Source organism: Pseudomonas sp. NGC7, assembly GCF_047159675.1.
GTDB lineage: Bacteria > Pseudomonadota > Gammaproteobacteria > Pseudomonadales > Pseudomonadaceae > Aquipseudomonas > Aquipseudomonas kermanshahensis.
On record NZ_BAAFZY010000001.1, the window covers coordinates 4,037,839 to 4,056,748 of the forward strand.

At 65.1% G+C, this 18,910-nt stretch carries 18 protein-coding genes; 6 read left to right on the top strand and 12 right to left on the bottom strand.

Translation table 11 applies throughout. The features are described 5' to 3' along the window. Position 1: 1 nt before the first annotated feature. From ACMCNM_RS18020 to ACMCNM_RS18040, 5 genes are all read left to right on the top strand, one after another. A complete protein-coding gene (locus ACMCNM_RS18020) occupies positions 2-460 on the top strand; it encodes a (2Fe-2S)-binding protein (protein ID WP_027593623.1) in 459 nt (152 codons plus the stop codon). Beyond that, positions 460-2,718 (top strand): xanthine dehydrogenase family protein molybdopterin-binding subunit, encoded by a 2,259-nt coding sequence (locus tag ACMCNM_RS18025; protein WP_274886905.1) that lies wholly within the window; start codon positions 460-462, stop codon positions 2,716-2,718. The genes ACMCNM_RS18020 and ACMCNM_RS18025 overlap by 1 nt, the downstream gene beginning before the upstream one ends. Before the next feature lie 17 nt (positions 2,719-2,735). Further along, on the top strand, positions 2,736-4,082 hold the full coding sequence (locus tag ACMCNM_RS18030) for a c-type cytochrome (RefSeq protein ID WP_412765075.1): 1,347 nt from the start codon (positions 2,736-2,738) through the stop codon (positions 4,080-4,082). Positions 4,083-4,225: 143 nt separating this feature from the next. Then, positions 4,226-5,254: an XdhC family protein gene (locus tag ACMCNM_RS18035; protein WP_412765076.1), complete on the top strand. Its 1,029-nt coding sequence runs from the start codon at positions 4,226-4,228 to the stop codon at positions 5,252-5,254. Beyond that, positions 5,236-5,820, top strand: coding sequence for an NTP transferase domain-containing protein (locus tag ACMCNM_RS18040; RefSeq protein WP_412765077.1), 585 nt, complete (start codon positions 5,236-5,238; stop codon positions 5,818-5,820). The genes ACMCNM_RS18035 and ACMCNM_RS18040 overlap by 19 nt, the downstream gene beginning before the upstream one ends. A gap of 3 nt (positions 5,821-5,823) precedes the next feature. Here ACMCNM_RS18040 and ACMCNM_RS18045 read toward each other — a convergent pair whose 3' ends face one another. The 11 genes from ACMCNM_RS18045 to ACMCNM_RS18095 all read right to left on the bottom strand — a co-directional run bounded on the left by ACMCNM_RS18045 (position 5,824) and on the right by ACMCNM_RS18095 (position 16,473). Then, entirely contained in the window at positions 5,824-6,642 is an 819-nt protein-coding gene (locus ACMCNM_RS18045; protein ID WP_412765078.1) for a substrate-binding periplasmic protein, read from the bottom strand. Positions 6,643-6,781: 139 nt separating this feature from the next. Beyond that, positions 6,782-7,744 (bottom strand): alpha/beta hydrolase, encoded by a 963-nt coding sequence (locus tag ACMCNM_RS18050; protein ID WP_412765079.1) that lies wholly within the window; start codon positions 7,742-7,744, stop codon positions 6,782-6,784. Positions 7,745-7,831: 87 nt separating this feature from the next. Next, positions 7,832-9,112 (bottom strand): OprD family porin, encoded by a 1,281-nt coding sequence (locus ACMCNM_RS18055; protein ID WP_027593630.1) that lies wholly within the window; start codon positions 9,110-9,112, stop codon positions 7,832-7,834. A gap of 52 nt (positions 9,113-9,164) precedes the next feature. Then, positions 9,165-10,034, bottom strand: coding sequence for an aldose 1-epimerase (locus ACMCNM_RS18060; RefSeq protein WP_412765080.1), 870 nt, complete (start codon positions 10,032-10,034; stop codon positions 9,165-9,167). Between the two features lie 90 nt (positions 10,035-10,124). Continuing rightward, a complete protein-coding gene (locus ACMCNM_RS18065) occupies positions 10,125-11,213 on the bottom strand; it encodes a mandelate racemase/muconate lactonizing enzyme family protein (RefSeq protein WP_412765081.1) in 1,089 nt (362 codons plus the stop codon). Then, positions 11,210-12,019: an NAD-dependent epimerase/dehydratase family protein gene (locus ACMCNM_RS18070; RefSeq protein ID WP_027593633.1), complete on the bottom strand. Its 810-nt coding sequence runs from the start codon at positions 12,017-12,019 to the stop codon at positions 11,210-11,212. Before ACMCNM_RS18070 ends, ACMCNM_RS18065 begins: the two co-directional genes overlap by 4 nt. Positions 12,020-12,086: 67 nt before the next feature. After that, entirely contained in the window at positions 12,087-13,376 is a 1,290-nt protein-coding gene (locus ACMCNM_RS18075; protein WP_027593634.1) for an MFS transporter, read from the bottom strand. 86 nt (positions 13,377-13,462) lie between these two features. Continuing rightward, the gene (locus ACMCNM_RS18080) at positions 13,463-13,756 is read right to left on the bottom strand and encodes a Dabb family protein (protein ID WP_027593635.1); all 294 of its coding nucleotides are present in this window, start codon (positions 13,754-13,756) and stop codon (positions 13,463-13,465) included. Positions 13,757-13,769: 13 nt separating this feature from the next. Continuing rightward, positions 13,770-15,176: an aldehyde dehydrogenase (NADP(+)) gene (locus ACMCNM_RS18085; protein WP_412765082.1), complete on the bottom strand. Its 1,407-nt coding sequence runs from the start codon at positions 15,174-15,176 to the stop codon at positions 13,770-13,772. Positions 15,177-15,213: 37 nt separating this feature from the next. Continuing rightward, positions 15,214-15,660 carry a nuclear transport factor 2 family protein gene (locus ACMCNM_RS18090; RefSeq protein ID WP_027593637.1) on the bottom strand — a complete coding sequence of 149 codons (447 nt, stop codon included), beginning with the start codon at positions 15,658-15,660 and terminating at the stop codon, positions 15,214-15,216. A gap of 3 nt (positions 15,661-15,663) precedes the next feature. Further along, a complete protein-coding gene (locus ACMCNM_RS18095) occupies positions 15,664-16,473 on the bottom strand; it encodes a ribonuclease activity regulator RraA (RefSeq protein ID WP_186703592.1) in 810 nt (269 codons plus the stop codon). Between the two features lie 172 nt (positions 16,474-16,645). Between ACMCNM_RS18095 and ACMCNM_RS18100 the strand changes: the two genes are divergently transcribed. Continuing rightward, positions 16,646-18,217, top strand: a complete 1,572-nt coding sequence (locus ACMCNM_RS18100; RefSeq protein ID WP_412765083.1) for an IclR family transcriptional regulator C-terminal domain-containing protein — start codon at positions 16,646-16,648, stop codon at positions 18,215-18,217. Between the two features lie 18 nt (positions 18,218-18,235). Here ACMCNM_RS18100 and ACMCNM_RS18105 read toward each other — a convergent pair whose 3' ends face one another. Next, the gene (locus ACMCNM_RS18105; RefSeq protein WP_186703593.1) at positions 18,236-18,877 is read right to left on the bottom strand and encodes a LysE family translocator; all 642 of its coding nucleotides are present in this window, start codon (positions 18,875-18,877) and stop codon (positions 18,236-18,238) included. Positions 18,878-18,910: the final 33 nt, after the last annotated feature.

The following is an 18,910-nucleotide window of genomic DNA, read 5'->3' on the forward strand; positions in this document are numbered from 1 at the left end:
CATGGAACTACGCATCAACCAGAAGACCTATCAGGTCGAGGCCGACGCTGACACGCCCCTGTTGTGGGTGATCCGTGACGACCTGGGGCTGACCGGCACCAAGTATGGCTGCGGCCTGGCGCAATGCGGCGCTTGCTCGGTGCTGGTGGACGGCAGCGTGGTGCGCGCCTGCGTGACCCCGGTGGCAGGCGTGGTCGGGCGCGAAGTGACCACCATCGAGGCGATCGAGGACGACGCCGTTGGCAAGCGTGTGGTCGCGGCCTGGGTCGAGCACCAGGTGGCGCAGTGTGGCTACTGCCAGTCAGGCCAGGTGATGGCCGCCACGGCGCTGCTCAAGCACACGCCCCAGCCCAGCGACGCGCAGATCGATGCCGCGATGGTCAACCTGTGCCGCTGCGGCACTTACAACGCCATCCATGCCGCCGTCCACGACCTTGCGGCCCAGCGGGAGGAGGCGTGATGAACACGCGTATCGATACCCCTGCCGAGCTGTCGGCGCTGCCGCTGGGTGAGCCGGTTAACCTGTCACGCCGCCGCTTCCTGCTAGCCTCGGCGGGCGCCGCCGCAGGCGCGCTGGTACTCGGGTTTGGGTTGCCGCTGGGCTCGGCACGGGTCCAGGCCGCCACCACCGCGGCCCAGGAGCGCGGCACACAAGTACCGGCCTTCCTGGAAATTCGCCCGGACAGCACCGTGCGCCTGCTCTGCCCGTTCATGGAGGGCGGCCAAGGCACCTACACCGCCATGGCACAGATCGTCGGCGAAGAACTGGACGCCGACCCGGCCACGTTCCTGGTCGACAGCGCGCCGCCTGGCGAAGCTTACGTGGTGATGGAAAACGGCATGCGCATCACCGGCGGCAGCATGTCGGTTCGCATGAGTTACCCGACCATGCGCCGCCTCGGCGCCCTGGCCCGGGCCATGTTGCTGCAGGCAGGTGCCGAGCAGTTGGGGGTGCCGGTCGACGAACTTTCCACCGAACCCGGCAAGGTCATCCATGCAGCCTCAGGCCGCTCGGTGCCCTACGGCGAACTGGCCGAGCGCGCCCTCGACCTGCCGGTGCCAGACCCGGCCAGCGTGAAGCTGCGCGACCCCAGCCAGTTCCGCTGGATCGGCAAACCGGTGCGCCGGGTCGATGCCTATGACAAATCCACCGGCAAGGCCGTGTACACCATCGACATCAAGCTCGACGGCATGCTCCACGCCGCCGTCCAGCACGCACCGCGCCTGGGCATGACGGTTGGCAGCCTGCGCAACGAAACACAGGTCAAGGCCATGAAAGGCGTGCATTCGGTGCATCAACTACCCGGCGCGGTGGCGGTGGTCGCCGAACGCTGGTGGCATGCCAAGCGCGCAGTCGAGGCCCTCCAGGTGGACTGGCAGGAGCCCGGCAGCGATTCGCCGGTAAGGCCGATGCCGGCCGACTTTTCCAGCGACGCCTATCGTGACCGCCTGGCCACCGAGCAAGGCCCGGCCCGCGACGAGGAAAACCAAGGCGATGTGGCCGGGGTGCTGGCCAAAGCCAAGACCAAGATCGAGGCAACCTACCATAACCAGTACCTCAACCACGCCCAGCTCGAGCCGCCCTCAGCGCTCGCCCGCTTCAACCCCGACGGTTCGCTGGAGGTGTGGTTGCCCAACCAGGCGCCGGACATGTTCCGCGACGACATCGCCAAACGCACCGGCCTCGACCCTGCGCGCATCACCCTGCACTCACCCCTGCTGGGCGGCTTTTTTGGCCGGCATTTTCTGTATGACTCGGCCAACCCCTACCCGCAGGCCATCGCCCTGGCCAAAGCGGTGGGCCGCCCGGTCAAACTGATCTGGAGCCGCGAAGAGGAGTTTCTGCGGGATGTGTTGCGGCCGCTGGCGGTGGTCAAGTTCCGTGGGGCACTGGATGACGATGGCCTGCCAGTCGCGATAGAAGCCGTGAGTGCCACCGAAGGCCCGACCGAGGCACTGGCCGGCAAACAAGGTGACAAGATCGACCCCACCGCCCTTGAAGGGCTGTCGGGCAAGTCGTACGCCATCGCCAACAAACGCATTGCCCAAATCTACGTCAAAGGCCCGGTCATGCTCGGCTACTGGCGCTCGGTGGGCAACTCGCTGAACGACTTCTTCTACGAAGCCTTCCTCGACGAGCTAGCCGACAAAGGCGGCAAGGACCCTTATGAATTGCGGCTGCATCTGTTGCGCGACAACCCGCGCCTGACCACCCTGCTACAGGCGGTCGGCGAGTTGTCCGGCGGCTGGAAGCGTGGGCCATTCACGGCCGAGGACGGCAGCAAACGGGCACGCGGTGTGGCCATGGCCTCGCCGTTTGGCTCGGAGGCGGCGGTTATCGCCGAAGTGTCGATCGAAAACGGTCAGGTCAAAGTGCACGACATCTGGCAGGCCATCGACCCAGGCAGCATCGTCAACCCGGCGATCATCGAAGCCCAGGTCAACGGCGCCGTGGCCCTGGGCCTGTCGCAGACCCTGTTGGAAGAAGCGGTGTACATCGACGGCAAGCCCCGGGCGCGCAACTACGACCTGTACCCGATCCTGCCGCCTTCGCGCATGGCCCGGGTGCATGTGCGCATCGTCGAAAGCGGCGCGAAGATGGGCGGCATCGGCGAACCGCCGCTGCCCGCGGTTGCACCGGCGGTGGCCAACGCGGTAGCGCGGCTGACCGGCCAGCGCATCCGCAGCATCCCATTGAGCCGCTACACCTTCACCTGACAGGACAAGGAACGCCCATGACCCACAGCCGATTCGCAAGAACCGCCGGCTGGCTGGCGCTGCCGTGCCTGGTCGCGGCAGGCCTGCTGGCCTGGTATGTCACCCGGGAGCCCGCGTCGCCTTTCGTGGCCGAGCAAAATGCCAACATCGACCCGGCGCTGATCAGCCGCGGCGAGTACGTGGCCCGGCTCAGCGACTGCGTAGCCTGCCACAGCCTGCCCGACAACAAACCGTTCGCCGGGGGCCTGGAGATGGCCACGCCGCTAGGCGCGATCCATGCCACCAACATCACCCCAGACCGGGATACCGGCATCGGCGGCTACAGCCTCGCCGACTTCGACCGCGCCGTGCGCCATGGCGTCGCCCCCGGTGGCCGGCGGCTATACCCGGCCATGCCCTACCCCTCCTACGCCAAGCTCAGCGATGACGATGTGCGTGCGTTGTACGCGTTTTTCATGCAGGGCGTGCAACCTGCCAGCCAGCCGAACATTCCCAGCGATATTCCGTGGCCGCTGAACCTGCGCTGGCCCATCGCGCTGTGGAATGGGCTGTTTGCGCCCACTACGCCCTACGTGACCAAGGCTGGCCAGGACCCTCTGTGGAACCGCGGCGCTTATATTGTCCAAGGCCCCGGGCACTGCGGCAGCTGCCATACCCCGCGCGGCCTGGCTTTCAACGAGAAGGCTCTGGATGAAGACGGCAAGCCGTTTCTGGCCGGCGCGCTGCTCGATGGCTGGTACGCGCCAAGCCTGCGCGCCGATCACAACACCGGCCTTGGGCGCTGGAGCGAAGCCGAGATCGTCCAGTTTCTCAAGACTGGGCGTAACCGGCATGCCGTGGTCTATGGCTCGATGACCGAGGCGTTCAACAACTCCACGCAGTTCATGGCCAACGAGGACCTGGCGGCAATCGCCCACTACCTGAAATCGCTGCCAGGCGATCCGCAACGTGACGGCACGCCCTGGCAGTACCAAGCGGCATCGGCGGCGGCGACGCTTGAGCGCCCAGGCGCCCACACCTACGTCACGCGCTGCGCCTCTTGCCATGGGCTGGACGGCAAGGGCCAGGCCGAATGGATGCCGCCGTTAGCGGGCGCAACCTCGGCCTTGGCCAGCGAGAACGCCTCGGCGATCAACATCACCCTCAACGGCTCGCAACGCATCGTTGCCGCTGGCCTGCCCGATGCCTACCGCATGCCGGCCTTCCGCGAGCAATTGTCGGACCAGGAGGTTGCCGAAGTACTGAGCTTTGTGCGCAGCAGTTGGGGCAACCACGGCAGCGCGGTGGATGCACAGGCAGTGAGCACGTTGCGCGGGCACACCGACCCGGCCAGCAGCAGCCCAATCATCTTGCATATGCGATGAAGTTTCATCGAGAACGGCACGGTCTCTATAGGCGTTCACCTTGGGTTGCCGGCTCCCACAGAAGGGTGGATGAGTGATTTCCCCACACAACCCTGCTGAATCAGTAAAGGGTCGGCACAGGTATTACGCTTTGGAGAATGAGAATGGAAAGCATCGACCTGCTGGTATTGCGCACCGCCCGTGACTGGCTTGCCAGCGGTGAACGCGTCCTGCTGGCCACCGTGGCCCGCACCTGGGGCTCCTCCCCTCGCCCGGTCGGTTCGATGATGGCCCTGCGCAGCGACGGTCGCGTGGTCGGCAGCGTGTCCGGTGGCTGCATCGAGGACGATCTCATCCACCGCTACACCACCGCCTATGGCGGCCCCGGCATGCAGACCGGGCTGCCGGAGGTGGTTCGCTACGGCGTCAGCGCCGAGGACGCCCACCGTTTCGGCTTGCCCTGCGGCGGCACCCTGCAACTGATCCTCGAGTTCGAGCCATCGGCAGCACACCTGGCGCAACTGCTGACCGGCCTGGACAGCGGTAGCCTGATACGCCGCGAGCTGGATGTGCGCAGCGGCGCAACCACCCTCACGGCCAGCGCCACACCGGATCAGTTCAGCTTCGACGGCCAGCGCATGCTCAGCACCCTCGGCCCTGGCTACCGCGTGCTGCTGATCGGCGCCGGCGCGCTGGCCGAATACCTGGCGACCATGGCCCTGTTCAACGGCTTCACGGTGTCGGTGTGTGACCCTCGGCCCGAGTACATGGGCGGCTGGAGCGTCGACGGCGTGGTGAAGCTGGCCGGGATGCCGGACGACGTGGTTCGCGCCTTCGCCCCCGACCTGCGCAGCGCCGTCGTCGCCCTCAGCCACGACCCCAAGCTCGACGACCTGGCATTGCTCGAAGCTCTGCACAGCCCGGCGTTCTATATCGGCGCCATCGGCTCGCGGCGCAACAGCCAGCTGCGCCGCGAGCGCCTGATGGAACACTTCGGCGAGACCGAAGCCAGCCTCCAGCGCCTGCACGGCCCTATCGGCATCTACATCGGCAGCAAGACCCCGGCCGAAATCGCCGTCAGCGTCATGGCCGAGATCCTTGCTGCCAAAAACGACGTGAGCCTGCCTGGCGCGGTCAACGTGACCAAGGCCAAGCTTGCCCGAGAGGCCGAGGCATGCCTGCACACCCCATGACCTGCGCCGCGCTGGTGCTGGCGGCTGGGCGATCGCAGCGTTTTGGCAGCGACAAACGCCTGGCACGGTTGCCTTCGGGGCAGACGCTGCTGGCAGCGACGCTGGCGCGTGCATTCGAGCAGTTCGCCGTGGTGCACATCGTGCTGCGCCCGGACGACGACGCGCAACAACTGGGCATCGACCCGCGTGCCCGGATCGTATGGGCCGACCAGGCCGAGCACGGCATGGGCGCCAGCCTGGCAGCGGGGGTCACCGCCCTGTTGCAGACCCCCGCCCAGGCGGTGGCGGTGCTGTTGGCGGATATGCCGTGGATCGCACCGCGTACCTTGCACACGTTGTGCGAGCAGGCCAGCGCTACACGTATCGTGCTGCCGCTGTACAAGGGCCAGCGCGGGCACCCGGTGGTCTTCGGCCGTGCGTTCTGGCCGGCACTGGCGCAGTTGCACGGCGACCAAGGCGGCAGGCAGGTCATCCTGGACAATCCGCGGGCGTGTGCCAGCGTGGCCGTCGACGATGCTGGGGTGGTGCTGGACGTTGACGTGCCTCAAGCCCTGACGTCGATGTGAGGGTCAGTGAGCGAGCCCTTGCGACTGCTGTTGCTGCCAACGTGCCAGGTTCTGCCGCATTAATTGCTCCGGCAACGTGCTGGACACAACCTGGTTCATCTCCCGCGTCAGCGCTTCGCGCAACTGTGGCTGATTGCAGGGCGATTTATGTGACACCGCCAGGTACAAGCCTTCGCTGGACACGGGCGGGTCCAGCACCTGCAGCTTGTCCTGCATGCCCAGCGTCTGCGCCAACGCCATGCCGGGGTACTGCTCGAAAACCACATAGTCGCTGCGTTTGAGCAACAGTTTCTCGAAGGCCTGCTTGGCGCTGGGCACCGCTTCGAGCGTGAGGTTGGCCCTGGCATAGTCATCGAACTGCTGGCCATGGCTGTTATTGACCAGTGTCCCGCCTTTACGGCCTTGCAGGTCCGACCATTGCTGATAGGCAAAGGCCCCTTGCTGGCGCACCCAGACCACGCTGGGCGTGTGCAGGAATGCGGGGCTTATGAAGTCCATCAGCTGGGTGCGCGCTTGGGTCAGAAAATACCCGGCCAGCAGGTCGATACGGCCCGTGCGCACTTCCTCCTGGGCACGCGACCAAGGCCCGCCATAGACCACCTCCACCTCCAGCCCGAGTTGCTTGCCCAAGTGCTTGAGTAAGTCGGCATTGGCACCGATCAACTGCTGAGGGTTGTGTGGGTCACGCCACAGGTACGGGGGGTATTCAGGGTTGCCAGTGGCCGTCAGGTGCTGGCATGCCGCCTGCGCACCCGCGCCCATCGGTAGCAGGAACCCGCACAGCATCAACAGCAAGGCGTGGCGAACGCAACGCTCGATCATCTACAACCCTCGGCACAAGTGGCACCCGGCGACCCGGCGTGGTCGCCAAAGGCTGCCACATCCCGTGGAAGACTGCAGCATCTGGCTTCGCGTGGTGTAGACAGTCTGGCCCCATAATGGCGGGCAGGCAGGTTTTTCGTCAGTGCGCAGATGCCCCGCCGTCGGCGGAATCGAGGGTGCCCTGCGCCCACTGCAGCAACTGTACGGCCATTCGGTCCCAAGCCTGCTCGACCTCAGCCACCCCGAAGGCGCGCAGGCTGGAATGCACCATCCCCTCGCCTACCCAGGCATCGGCCTGCACCCCATGCGCCGCAAGCGCGTCACAGTAGGCGATGCCGTGATCGCGCAGTGGGTCGACACTGGCCACCAACACCCAGGCCGGGGCCAGCCCGGCAAAGTCAACCGCCTCCAGCGGCATCGCGCAGGGATCATCACGGTCGGCCTTGACCGGCAGAAACCCTTCTAGGGACTTCATCAGCCCCGCCACCGTCATCATCGGTGCCTCTGCATGCTGCTGCATCGACGGCAACTGCCGCCGGGCAGTCAGTACCGGGTACACCAGCAATTGCCCCACTGGCTGCGGCTGGCCGTCACGGTGCAGTGCCCTGCACAAGCCGGCCGCCAGGGTGCCGCCTGCGCTGTCGCCGGCGACCATCAAGCGGGCCTGGCTGAGGCGCGCATCGACCTGGCCACTGCGCAACGCCGACCACACCTTCAGGCAGTCCTCCAGCGGTGCAGGGTAGGCATGCTCTGGCGCCAGCCGATACTCGACCGCGACGATAGCGATCGGTGCCCGGCGCGCCAGGGCGTAAGCGAACCAGTCGTGGGTATCGAGGTTACCCAGGTCCCAGCCACCGCCGTGCAGGTACAGCAGCGTTGGCCAGCCACCTTCCGGTGCTGGGCCGGCGGGTTGATAGCAGCGCAGGCGCAGGCCCTGCAGGTCGATGTCCTCGATACCCCAGCCTTCAGGCGGTGGCGGTGTGCAATTGCGGCAGGCTTGCAGGAATGCCGAGCGCCGGGCGGCCAGGCTGTTGTCGGTCGCGGTGAAACGCTTGCTGTTGTCGATGTAGGCCTGCATGGCGGGGTCCAAGGGCTGGGGCACTGGTGTCTTCCTGGGGGGATGTGAATCGGTTCGGGATTGTTGGGGGCGCGTCGCGAAGGGGCTGCAAAGCAGCCCCAGGCCAAAGGCTCAAAACAGCGGCAAGGTATAGGCAATGATCACGCGGTTCTCGTCGCGCCGCCCGGTCGCATCTCCGCGCAGTTCGACGTTGCGCCAGCGCAACGCCAGGTTCTTCAGCGGCCCGCTCTGGATCACGTAGGTAACATCCAGGTTGCGCTCCCACTCACTGCCATCCTCCCCCGCCACCTTGAAGTTGTCCCCGCGCACATAACGGGCGAACGCCGTCAGCCCCGGTACGCCGAGGGCGGCGAAATCGAGGTCGTAGCGGGCCTGCCACGAGCGCTCCTGGGCACGGTCGAAGCGCAGCACCTGTACGGCGTTGGCAACCCCCGGCAGGTCAGTGTCATGAATGAACGGCAAGGCGCTGTCGCCTGCGTTGTATTGGTAGCCAAGGCGGAACGTCTGGGCCTTGAGGTTGGCGCTGAGCATCGCCGAAGTCATGCGGCTATCGAGATTGCCAGCCTTCTCACTGCCCGACTCGCCAGTATCGAGGTAGTTGAAAGTGCCGGAAAGGTTCCAGTCGCCTGCCTTGAACGCCTGGGTGCCGGTATACAAGGTTTGCTGGTAGACGTCGGCAAGGCGACCGGTCCACAGCCCCAGCGACGTCTGCGGGGTCGCGCGCCAGGTGCCGCCCAAGTAGTCGAAGCGGTCACTGAACACACTGTAGTAGTTGCCCACCTGAATGTCGCGAGCGCCGGCGAACTCGCGCTGGTTGACCTTGCGCATCTGGCCCAGGCCAATATCGAGGTTGTCCAGTTCGCGTATATCGAGCATCGCGCCTTCGAAAAACTGCGGCAGCAAGCGCGCATCGCCGGCGCTGACCAGGGGGATTTTGGGGAACAGACCGCCCACCTTCAACTCGGTTTTCGAATACTTGAATTTGACCGCTGCCGTGGCCTCGGAAAACTCGTCAGCCGAACGCGGGTCAGCATTGCGGGGCCCACCCGCACGGTTGTAGGCGCCCGGCAGCAGCGCCGAGCCACTGCGCGATGGCGATGAATCCAGTTTTAGCCCCAGGCCGGCATAAACGTCCACGCCCACCCCGACCGTGGTGTCGGTGTAACCGGACTCACCTTTGAGGATGAAGCCCTGGGCCCACTCCTCCAGCTTGGACTGCGCAGGCTTGGTGGAGTCGCGCAGGTCGTGGTTGTAGTAGAAGTTGCGCAATGTCAGGTTGGCCTTGCCGTCCTCCAGAAAGGCCGCCTGGGCACACAGTGGGCCCAGCCCGAGCAGCAGCGACAAGGGTTTTGCAGCGCGAGCGAAGCCCGCTCCAGTCGAGGAGAGTTTCATTGTTGTTGTTCTCTTTTATTGTGGGTGTCGGGTACAGCGGTCGGCAAAGCTGTCAGCGTCGCTGCCAGGTAAATTCGAGGGTGGCTTCAAGCCGCTGGCCAGGGCCCAGCACCTGGGTGCCGGTATCGCCCCAGGCCTGTTCAGGCTGGTTGAAGGCATTGGCCAGGTGCGAAACCGGCTCCAGGCACAGGTAGCGGCTGCCGGCCGGGGCAAAGGCAACGAAATGGCTCAGGGGTGGGCTTGCCTGCAGTTTCAGGCTGCCCGCCGGGTAATCGAGTTCCAGTAGCCCATCCCAGCAGGACTGGTAGTGCGCCAACGCCTGTACGTCATCGGCGTCAATCGACACAGGCTGCGTGGCCTGCCGAAAGCCGCCGGTAGCCAGGTACTGATCATCGATCTGCCATTCCCGCCCAACCTGGTAACGTACTTTCAGCTCCGCATGGCGTTGAAAATACGGGTGCAGCCCAAGGCCCGCAGGCATGGGGGAATCCCCCTGGTTGAGCAGCGCCAGGACGATGCTCAAGCGATTGCCTTCGAGCACGAAACGCTGTTCGGCACGAAATGCCCAGGGCCAGTGCTCGCCTTGGTAATCGCAGGCAAGGGTCAACTGCCCGGCACAGGGTTCCAGCACGTGCCACGCCAGTGTGTGCGCCACCCCATGCAAGGTGTGCGGCCGCGCTGCGGGGTGAGCCGGCAATGTATAGGCCTGCCCTGCAAACTGCAGTTGGGCATTGCGAATACGGTTGGAGTACGGCACCAGCGGGTACGCGCCAGCCCGCGGCCAGTCGAGCGGGTCGAAGTGCTCGGCCGAGATCGGCAGCAGCACGTCGAGCCCCTCGGCACGCAGGTGGGCGATACGCCCACCCCAGGCAGGAAGCAGCCCGACAGACCAGGTGGCGTTGCTCAGAACCAACGGTTGCATAGGACCTCCGATGCCCTCACGGGCACACGTCGCCCCTGCCGCCGCGCCGTGGCACAGCGGAGGGGAGCAATTACGGGATACGCGCCAGCGTCAGCGGCGGTAGCGCTCGGCGACTTGCACGTCGATGTCCAGGCCAAGGCCGGGGCCCTGCGGGATCTGCAACAAGTTGCCCTGGCGCAGTTGCTCGACCGGGTACAACCAGGCCACCGGTTCGACGAACAGGTACTCCACTTGTGGCACGCGCTGTTGCACCGCCGCCAGGTGCAAGGTGGCGATCAGGCCGGGGCCGAAGTACGGGCAGTGCGGCAATACCACGGCGTTGTGCTGGTCAGCGAGCGCGGCGATGCGCAGGCATTCGGAAATACCCCCGACCTTGGTCACGCTGGGCTGGATCGAATCGACCGCACCTGCCACCAGCGCCTGCTCGAACTGCACGGCAGTGCACCAGTTCTCCCCTGCCGACAACGGCACTCCCTGGCCGCGCAAGCTGGCCAACGTGGCGAAATCTTCCGGTGGGAATATCGGCTCTTCCAGCCAGGCCAGTTGCAGGTCCGCCAATGCTGGCAGCCAGGCGCGGGTGTCCGCAGCCGTCCAGGCGCAGTTGACGTCGGTCGCCAGCGGTATGTCGTTGCCAACGGCGTCGCGGCAGGCGGCGATCTCCGGCAACGTCACCTCATGCAACTTGATGTCACAAAAGCCCATGCGCAATGCCTTTTCGCAGATCGCCGGTGCCACCTCATCATCGGCATAACGCACCAGGCTGGCATAGGCTGGCACCTGCTCGCGATGGGCTTGGCCCAGCAGTCGATGCAAGGGCACGCCCTCGCGGCGGGCGGCGAGGTCCCACAGGGCGATATCGACGCCGGAAATGGCAAACATCGTCACCCCATAACGCCCGAACAGGTGCAACCGCAACTGCAGTTCGCGGTTAAAGGCGGCGATGTCATCGACCTGGCGGTGCAGCAGCAGCGGCGCAATCAGGCGATCGATCAGGGCCTTGGTGGCATCGGCGACGAAGTAGCCAAAGGCTTCGCCCCAGCCGACGTTACCCTGCTCGTCTTCCAATCGAATCAGCACGTTTTCCAGCGTGTGCCAGGTGGTCGGCGTGATGCCCAGGCCCTTGCCGCCATCCTGGAAAGGAATTTCCACGACCTGGGTATCGATACGGACGATTTTCATGCTTGCTCCAGAACACTGGCCAAAGGCACACCGGCGTAGGCCCCCCCAACGTGATCGCGGCCAGAGCCTACCGGCGCCATGGCCTCGTAGGCCAGGAAGTCGTCGGCCAGATGATCGCTGGCATTATCCTGGGGGCAATAGCCCAGCGCACGGGCGCGGCGGTTATGGAAGAACGCATCCGGGCACTCCGACACGCCATAGACGATCTCGTGACGCACCTGCGGGTGCTCCAGGCCGATCAGCACCAACTGCGCCAGGTCGCGGGCGCTGGTCCACAAGCGCAGCCGACGGGCGTCGGCCACCTTGGGGTCGGCATTGCCGATGCGCACGACGAATGTGGCCAGGTCGCTGCGCTGCGAAAACATGGCGCAGGCCGCTTCGCCAAACACTTTGCTCAAGGCGTAGTAACTGTCCGGGGCCACCGGGCTGTCGTCGAAATGAGTGGCCGCCTGGCTGTGGTACTGGCCCAGCACATGGTGGCTGCTGGCAAACACGAAGCGCTTGGCGCCAGCCCGTTGCGCGGCTTCGAGCAAGTACAGGGTGGCATGGTAGTTGGGCTGCACAGTGCTCTGAAAGTGTATGTCGGTGCCGTGGGCGCAGGCCAGATGAAGCACCGCGTCAACGCCTTCGGTGGCTTGGCGGACGAAGGCCGGGTCGGTCAGATCGCCGACCAGCGCAACTTCGCCTGCGTTCAACTCGGTGACCGGCCTGCGGTCCAGCAGGCGCAGGGTGAAACGCTCGCGCAGGTAAGGGCGCAGCGCGGTTCCGACGATACCGGCGGCGCCGGTGATAAGAAGCGTAGGCATGGCGAATTCCCAAAAACGTGTGAAGTGCAGAAGCCCAGCGGGTTGCCCCGCTGGAGGTGCCATCAAGTCAAGCGGTAGCGACGGCTGCTGCCTGTTTTGCCGGTTTCTGGCCGACGAACAAGGCGACGATCAAGGCCCCTACAACCCCTAGCGCCGCCGCCAGGCCAAAGCCGCTGGCGTAGGTGCCGGTGGACTGGATAATGAACCCGGTCACGGTCGGCGCAACGATGCCCGAAAGGTTGGCCAGCCCGTGCATGAAACCACCAGCCGTACCGACCTGATGATCGGGCACGGCATCCTGGATCAACGACCAGTAAGCCGGCGCAGTCAGCATCAAGAAGCCGATCGCCACGGTCATGACCGCGACCGTACTGGTCACGCTTTGCACCTGCCCGGTCAAACCGATGCACACTGCCGCAATCAGCAGGCACGTAACCAGCACCACCTTGCGCGAAAACAGTTGCTTGCCGGTGCGTTTGAACACCCAGTCGATCAGCAGCCCACCGCAGACGAAGCCGACAGTGCCCACCAGCCATGGCAACGCGGTGACAATACTCATGGCCTTCAGGTCGATGCCCTTGGCGTCGATCAGGTAACTGGGGAACCAGGTCATGAAGAAATACAGAATGTAGTTGTAACAGAACAGCGAGACACCGGTGACCAGCACCGAACGCTGCAGGATGATCTGCAAAACCGGCGTGCGCGGCGCCTCTTCCACGGCGGTCACGGGGGCTTCGCGGCCCTCGTTGATCAGCGCCAGTTCTTCGGCCGAAACCTGCGGGTGTTCCTTTGGCGTGGACGCTGCCATGCGCCACCAGGCAATGGCCCAGAGCACACCGATCACTGCGATGACCACGAAGGCCACTCGCCAGCCCAGCCACAACGCGAGGAAACCGACGATGGGCCCGGCCAAGGCGCCGCCCAACGGGCCGCCCGCTTGGTTGATACCTATGGCGCGGGCACGCTCCTTGATCGGGAACCAGCTGTTCACTGTCTTGTTGGCCGTGGTCGAAACCGGCCCTTCACCTACACCGAACAGGGCGCGAACGATCAGCAGCGACCAGAAGTTGAACGCCAGGGCGGTAGAGCCACACAGCACCGACCAGAAGCTCATGGACCAGGTCAGTACGCGTTTGGGGCCGTAACGGTCGGCCAAGTAGCCACCGACGAAACAGAACAGCGCGTAACCGAAGAAGAAGCTGCTGAAAATCATGCCCTTCTCGGCGGGCGTGAGGTGGTATTCCTGGGTGATGAAAGGCATGGCGATCGACAAGGCAGCGCGATCGACATAGTTGATGATCATGGCCAGAAACAACAGGGTCAGGATCGTCCAGCGGTAGTTCTTTTTCTTGTTCATGTACGACTCCGCCCGGCACCTGTGATGCCGGATCTTTTTTGTTATAGCGCCTGGCCCCGTCAGCGAGCCGGGCGCTGATCAGAGGTCTAGACGCTGTAATCCACCGCTACCCACTCGAAGTACTGTTTAAGCTCGGCGACTAGGGCCTGGTGCGCCGGGTGTGGCAGGTAACGCTGCACGGCCTGGGCATCGTCGAAGCTGGACTCGAGGATGTAGTCCCAGCAGATCGGCCGATCCAGTTCGTTGGCGGCGACTCTCCAGTCGCGAATGAAGTCGATTTCTTCCGTGAGGCCGCGCATCCGCGCCACCAGCCTGCCTTCCAGTTCAGGCTGGGCATCCACCCCGGCCAGCCGGCGGAACAACACGATATGTCGCATCATCGCCCTACCCTCCTCACCCCAGCACCCAGGCCGGTGCGTCCTGCAAGGCGACCGGGCGCAAGAACCGCTCGATGGCCGCAAAACCCACCGAGGTGGTCTGTGGTGCAGTGGAGGCCGGCCATGGCCCGCCATGCTGCTGGGCATGGCACACGGCAACACCGGTGGGCACGCCGGCGAACAATACCCGCCCGGATACCCGCTGCGCAGCACGCAACAACCGGCGGTTGTCCTCGCTGTCGGCGTCCAGGCCCCACAGCGTGGTGGTCAGGGTACCGCCCACCGCATCCAGCACGTCGGCGACCTGGCTGATCGACTGCGCGGTGACGACCAACGCGGCCGGGCCGAACATCTCTTCACGCAAGTGCGCATTGGCAATGAAAGCGGCCGCGTCGGTGGCAAATAGCCGCGGCGCGGGGCCGGCACCCTCGGGCTGCTGCGCGAACAACGGCCGGGCATGCTCGGCCACGCTGGCGGCAGCGGCCTCAAAGCCTTGCTGCATGCCGGGGGTGAGCATACGGTGCGTGCGGATTGGCGCAATGGCTTCGGCCAATTGAGCGATGAAGCGCTGGCTGAGCGGCGAATCCAGCAGCACGATCACGCCGGGGCTTGTGCAGAACTGGCCGCAGCCAAGGGTGATGGAGGCGGCCAGGGTCTTGGCCAGGCCTTCGCTGTCGTGCTGCAGGGCGGATGGCAGCGCCACCAACGGGTTGATCGACCCCAGCTCACCGAAGAACGGCACCGGGCGGGCACGCGCATTGGCCGCCTGCCACAAGGCTTTGCCGCCTTGGTAGGACCCGGTGAACGCCACTGCGGTAATCGAGGGGTGCTGCACCAGGTAGGTACCCGCGGCGCGATTGGGGGCTTCGGCCAAGGTCAGCAGGCCTTCCGGCAAGCCCTGGGCACGCACCACGGCCGCCGCCAAGGTGAATACGGCGCGAGACAGCTCAGGGTGGCCGGCGTGCGGCTTGACCACCACCGGGCAGCCGGCAGCCAGCGCCGAGGCGGTGTCCCCACCGAGCACCGAGAAGGCGAACGGGAAGTTGCTGGCTGAAAACATCGCCACCGGACCCAGTGGCCGCTGGATACGTGACAGCCGTGGGCGGCCAGCGGGAGGAGCCCCCGCCACTGCGGCATCGTCGACTCGGCGGTAAGGCACGCCGGCTTCTACTTCAGTGGCAAAGCCGCGCAGCTGAAACGCGGTACGGGCGACTTCACCGTTGAGGCGTGCCTCGCCCAGCCCGCTCTCACGGTCGGCGATAGCGACCAGGTCCGGCTGGTGCTGCTCCAGCGCATCGGCCAGGCCGCGCAGCAACGTGGCGCGCTGGCTGGCGCTGGCGTCAGCCCAAACGTGCGCAGCGGCAGCAGATTTGGCCACGATGGCGTCGATGGCGGCCAGGTTGGGGTCTTGATGAGAGGTCATTGCTTTACTCCTGAATCGTTCAGTGCAGCCACCGTGCTCAACGAGCCTTCGGCTCCAGGTGATAGCCACGGCCGACGTAGTCGAAATCGACCAGTTCGTTGATTTCCACGTCCTGCTGCGCTGGCGAGGCGTAATAGGCGCGGATTTCCTTGATCAACCCGGTCTGCTCATCGAACAGGTACCACTCGTCCCCACGCACCGCAGTGCCAAGCTTGCGCTTCCAGTGGGTCCACTCGATCACCGCTTCGTCGCTGTCATGGCTGACCAGGATCTTTTCGATGGTCCACTGCGAGCCCAGCTGCTCAACGCACCACACCCATTTGCGGGCGATGGTGTCTGCGCTGCGCCAAGGGATTTCTGGCAAGCCCGCCGGAAAGTAGTGCACCGCGTCAGGCGTGAAGCAGGACACCAGTTGGTCGTAATCACCTGCGTTGCAGGCAGCGAAATAACGGCGGATCAGTTGCGCATGCTTGTGCTCGGCCATGGTTCAGGCCCCCTGTTGGGTGATGATCGACGGGATCGCCGGGCGGCCAGCGGCAACCCAGGCATGGTAGTCGGAGACCGACGCCGGGCTCGGCGGGTACACGCCCCACAGCGCTTCGCCGGCCGCGATGCGCATGGCCAGGTAGTGCTCGATGTCGTCTTGCACGCTGCACACCTCGGCCATTTCCTCGGCCAGGTGCGCAGGCACCACGGTCAGGCCATCGGCATCACCGACGATGATGTCGCCGGGGTACACGGCCACGCCGGCACAACCGATCGGGACCTGAAGGTCGGCCACGTGGTGGTAGGAGATACGCGTGGTGGCGGTAATTTCCCGGGCATAGGCCGGCAGGTTCATGGCAGCGATCTCGCTGCCATCGCGCAGGGCGCCATCGGTGACGATGGCCTTGGCCCCCCGGGCCAGCAGGCGGGTTACCAGAATATTGCCGGCCGAGGCGGCAGCCGGGTCGTTGCGGCTGTCGATGACCAGCACGTCACCCGGTTGAATCTGCTCCACACCCACCCATTGCAGGTTGTCGTCATTGGGCTTGGTGGTCATGGTCGAATAGGTGTCGATGTCTTCACGGGCCGGGATGAAGCGCATGGTGAAGGCACGCCCGGCGAACGGTTTTACATCACGGGTCATGGCACGCAAGCCAACCAGCGCCGGCTGGCGGAAGCCACGCTTGAACAGTTGAGTGGTCAGCGAGCCGCTGCTGCACGTGGCGAGCTTGGCAAGCACTTCGTCGCTCACCTCGACCTGTTTGGCAGAGACACTCTCGTGGGCATCGGCGTAGTTATGGATGACGGACATTGTTGTAGGTTCTCCTCGCGGGTTCATCCGATGATCGGCCCAGGCGAAATCCCACAATGTGGGACACATAATCGCTTCAAGCCCTGCTGAGGCTGATTCTATGGCGGAAAATCCCGCTGAAAAGAGGCAGACTGTGCCCCTTGGCAACCGAGTTCCAAAGGGTGGGAAAACAATGAAAACGGGTGAAGGCACCGCAGCACTGGAAAAAGCCCTGGATGTGTTGCAGGCCATTGGCGCTACCGCTTCGGGCATCAGCCAGGCTGCACTGGCCGAGCAAGTACCGCTGCCGCGCACCACGCTGTACCGCATCATCGCCACCTTGGTGGAGCGCGGCATGATCCGCCGCGACCCGACCCGCAAGGTCTATCGCCTGGGCTTCAAGTACCTGGAGATGGTCCGTAACGCCTACCTGGAACCTGACCTGGTGGCGGCGGCCAGCGAAGAGCTGCGCGCGCTGCGCGACCTAACCGGGGAGACCTCGTACCTGGCGGTGCTCGATGGCAACCAGGTGTTATCGCTGGAGCGCTGCGAGGGCGCGCATACCCAACGCTCGGCGGCCAGCCTCGGCCAAGGCAAGCCGGTGTACTGCACGGGGCAAGGCAAGGCGATTTTGTCGGCGCTGCCTGCAGCCGCTCGCGATGAAATTCTCAAGGGGCTGGTTTTGGCACCGTTGACCCCTCTGACCATCACTGACCGCCGTCGGCTGCTGGCTGAGCTGCAAATCACCCAGACCCGCGGCTACGCCCTGGACGACGAGGAAATCCGCCTAGGTGTGCGCTGCGTCGCCGCACCGATCGTCGACAAGCAAGGCCAGGTGCGTGGCGCCCTGAGTGTCGCAGGGCCAGCCTACCGGCTGACCCTGGAACGCCTGACGCTGCTCGGCCCTGAACTGGCCGAGGCCGCACGCCGGGTAGGCGAGCAATTGCGCCCCGACAGCGCACCGCAAGCCGCGGGCGAACTCAGCGTGGTACCCGGGCCTTGGGCATTCCATGGCGCGTTTCCGCGCTGGCATGCGGGCCAGAAGCGCTTGTACTGGGCCGACACCCTGGCACCGGCGATCCACTGCTGGGACGGGCACACCAGCCGCCAGCTGACGCGCCTTGACCTGCCGGTACGCGGCATGGAGCTGCACCCCGACGGGCTGCTGGTGGCCCAGGCTGGCGGGTGGTCGTTGGTCGACTGGGAAGGCCATGAGCACCCGCGTCAGGACCTGCTCGGCAGCCGTCTGCTGGCGTTGGCCACGCACCCTTCGGGGGCCTTGTGGGCGTGCGCGAAGACTGCCAGTGGTTGCCTGATCGGCGAACTGAGTGCTGAGGGCGAGTTGCGCCATGGCTGGTCGTTACCGGAGCAAGTCAGTGCTTTCCGCTGGGACGCCAAGGGCTCAGCAGTATATGCACTGGCCCCGGAAGCCGGTGACATCCTGCTGCTGCAGCCGGGCATCAGCAGCGTGCGCAGGCTCGCCTCGCTGCCACTGGGGGGTGGCCGGCTTGGCGGTTTGGCGCTGGACAGTGAAGGTGGGGTGTGGACCACCCAACTGGACGGTTGGAGCGTGGCACGCTTCGATGCCGACGGTAATCTGGACCGCATGATCGGCCTGCCGGTGCCGTGCCCTACAGACCTGTGCTTTGGCGGGGAAGCAGGCGCTACCTTGTTCATCACCAGTGCGCGGCAGGCCCTGAAGCTCGAAGCGTTGGGCAATGCACCGGACTCAGGATGCCTGCTGCAAATGCATACACGGGTTTGAGGGCCCTGCGGTTAACCTTTACGCGGCCTGACGACGCATGGTCAAAATGGCCGCACCGAAGCCAATGAAGGTCGTCCCCACCACCCGGCTCACCCAGCGCGAAAGGCTGGGCCGGGTCAACACGCCCTTGGCACGCGAGGCCAGCGCGGCGTACAGGGTCAGCGAAACGAGCGACAAGGCGACAAAGATCCCGGTCAGGATCAGGAACTGCGGCAGCAACGCTGCACCCTGATCGATGAACTGCGGGAACAGCGCCGTGAAGAACATGGTCGCCTTGGGGTTGGTCACCGCCGTCAGGAACGCCGATTTGTACAGTTTCATCGGCGTCGGGCGTTGCTTGGCCACCCCTGCCTCCGCCCCCGACTCGAGCATCGGGCCTTTCTTCAACAACTGCCGTGCGCCGAGGTAGAACAGGTACGCGGCACCGATGATCTTGACCGCATTGAAAAGGACTTCAGAGCTGGCCAACAAGGCGCCCAGCCCGAGCATGGCCGCTGCCGACAGGCAGAACAGTCCCGAACCATTGCCCAGCGAGGACCAGACAGCGCTGCGCTGCCCGTGGGCCAGGCTGTTGTTGATCGCCATCAGCGTTGCAGGGCCAGGGCTGGCGATGGCGATCGCAGCGACCAGGGTAAAGGCAAGAAGCGAGTGAGAATCCATTTTCCAGGCTCGATTTAACGTTCAGGGAGTTGA

What these genes read in the sequence shown, in the direction of transcription:
- ACMCNM_RS18075 (WP_027593634.1), bottom strand. Translation starts at nt 13,376, where the DNA reads ATGAACAAGAAAAAGAACTACCGCTGGACGATCCTGACCCTGTTGTTT.
- ACMCNM_RS18035 (WP_412765076.1), top strand. Translation starts at nt 4,226, where the DNA reads ATGGAAAGCATCGACCTGCTGGTATTGCGCACCGCCCGTGACTGGCTT.
- ACMCNM_RS18085 (WP_412765082.1), bottom strand. Translation starts at nt 15,176, where the DNA reads ATGACCTCTCATCAAGACCCCAACCTGGCCGCCATCGACGCCATCGTG.
- ACMCNM_RS18040 (WP_412765077.1), top strand. Translation starts at nt 5,236, where the DNA reads ATGCCTGCACACCCCATGACCTGCGCCGCGCTGGTGCTGGCGGCTGGG.
- ACMCNM_RS18055 (WP_027593630.1), bottom strand. Translation starts at nt 9,112, where the DNA reads ATGAAACTCTCCTCGACTGGAGCGGGCTTCGCTCGCGCTGCAAAACCC.
- ACMCNM_RS18070 (WP_027593633.1), bottom strand. Translation starts at nt 12,019, where the DNA reads ATGCCTACGCTTCTTATCACCGGCGCCGCCGGTATCGTCGGAACCGCG.
- ACMCNM_RS18080 (WP_027593635.1), bottom strand. Translation starts at nt 13,756, where the DNA reads ATGATGCGACATATCGTGTTGTTCCGCCGGCTGGCCGGGGTGGATGCC.
- ACMCNM_RS18030 (WP_412765075.1), top strand. Translation starts at nt 2,736, where the DNA reads ATGACCCACAGCCGATTCGCAAGAACCGCCGGCTGGCTGGCGCTGCCG.
- ACMCNM_RS18090 (WP_027593637.1), bottom strand. Translation starts at nt 15,660, where the DNA reads ATGGCCGAGCACAAGCATGCGCAACTGATCCGCCGTTATTTCGCTGCC.
- ACMCNM_RS18105 (WP_186703593.1), bottom strand. Translation starts at nt 18,877, where the DNA reads ATGGATTCTCACTCGCTTCTTGCCTTTACCCTGGTCGCTGCGATCGCC.
- ACMCNM_RS18020 (WP_027593623.1), top strand. Translation starts at nt 2, where the DNA reads ATGGAACTACGCATCAACCAGAAGACCTATCAGGTCGAGGCCGACGCT.
- ACMCNM_RS18025 (WP_274886905.1), top strand. Translation starts at nt 460, where the DNA reads ATGAACACGCGTATCGATACCCCTGCCGAGCTGTCGGCGCTGCCGCTG.
- ACMCNM_RS18100 (WP_412765083.1), top strand. Translation starts at nt 16,646, where the DNA reads ATGAAAACGGGTGAAGGCACCGCAGCACTGGAAAAAGCCCTGGATGTG.
- ACMCNM_RS18095 (WP_186703592.1), bottom strand. Translation starts at nt 16,473, where the DNA reads ATGTCCGTCATCCATAACTACGCCGATGCCCACGAGAGTGTCTCTGCC.
- ACMCNM_RS18045 (WP_412765078.1), bottom strand. Translation starts at nt 6,642, where the DNA reads ATGATCGAGCGTTGCGTTCGCCACGCCTTGCTGTTGATGCTGTGCGGG.
- ACMCNM_RS18060 (WP_412765080.1), bottom strand. Translation starts at nt 10,034, where the DNA reads ATGCAACCGTTGGTTCTGAGCAACGCCACCTGGTCTGTCGGGCTGCTT.
- ACMCNM_RS18065 (WP_412765081.1), bottom strand. Translation starts at nt 11,213, where the DNA reads ATGAAAATCGTCCGTATCGATACCCAGGTCGTGGAAATTCCTTTCCAG.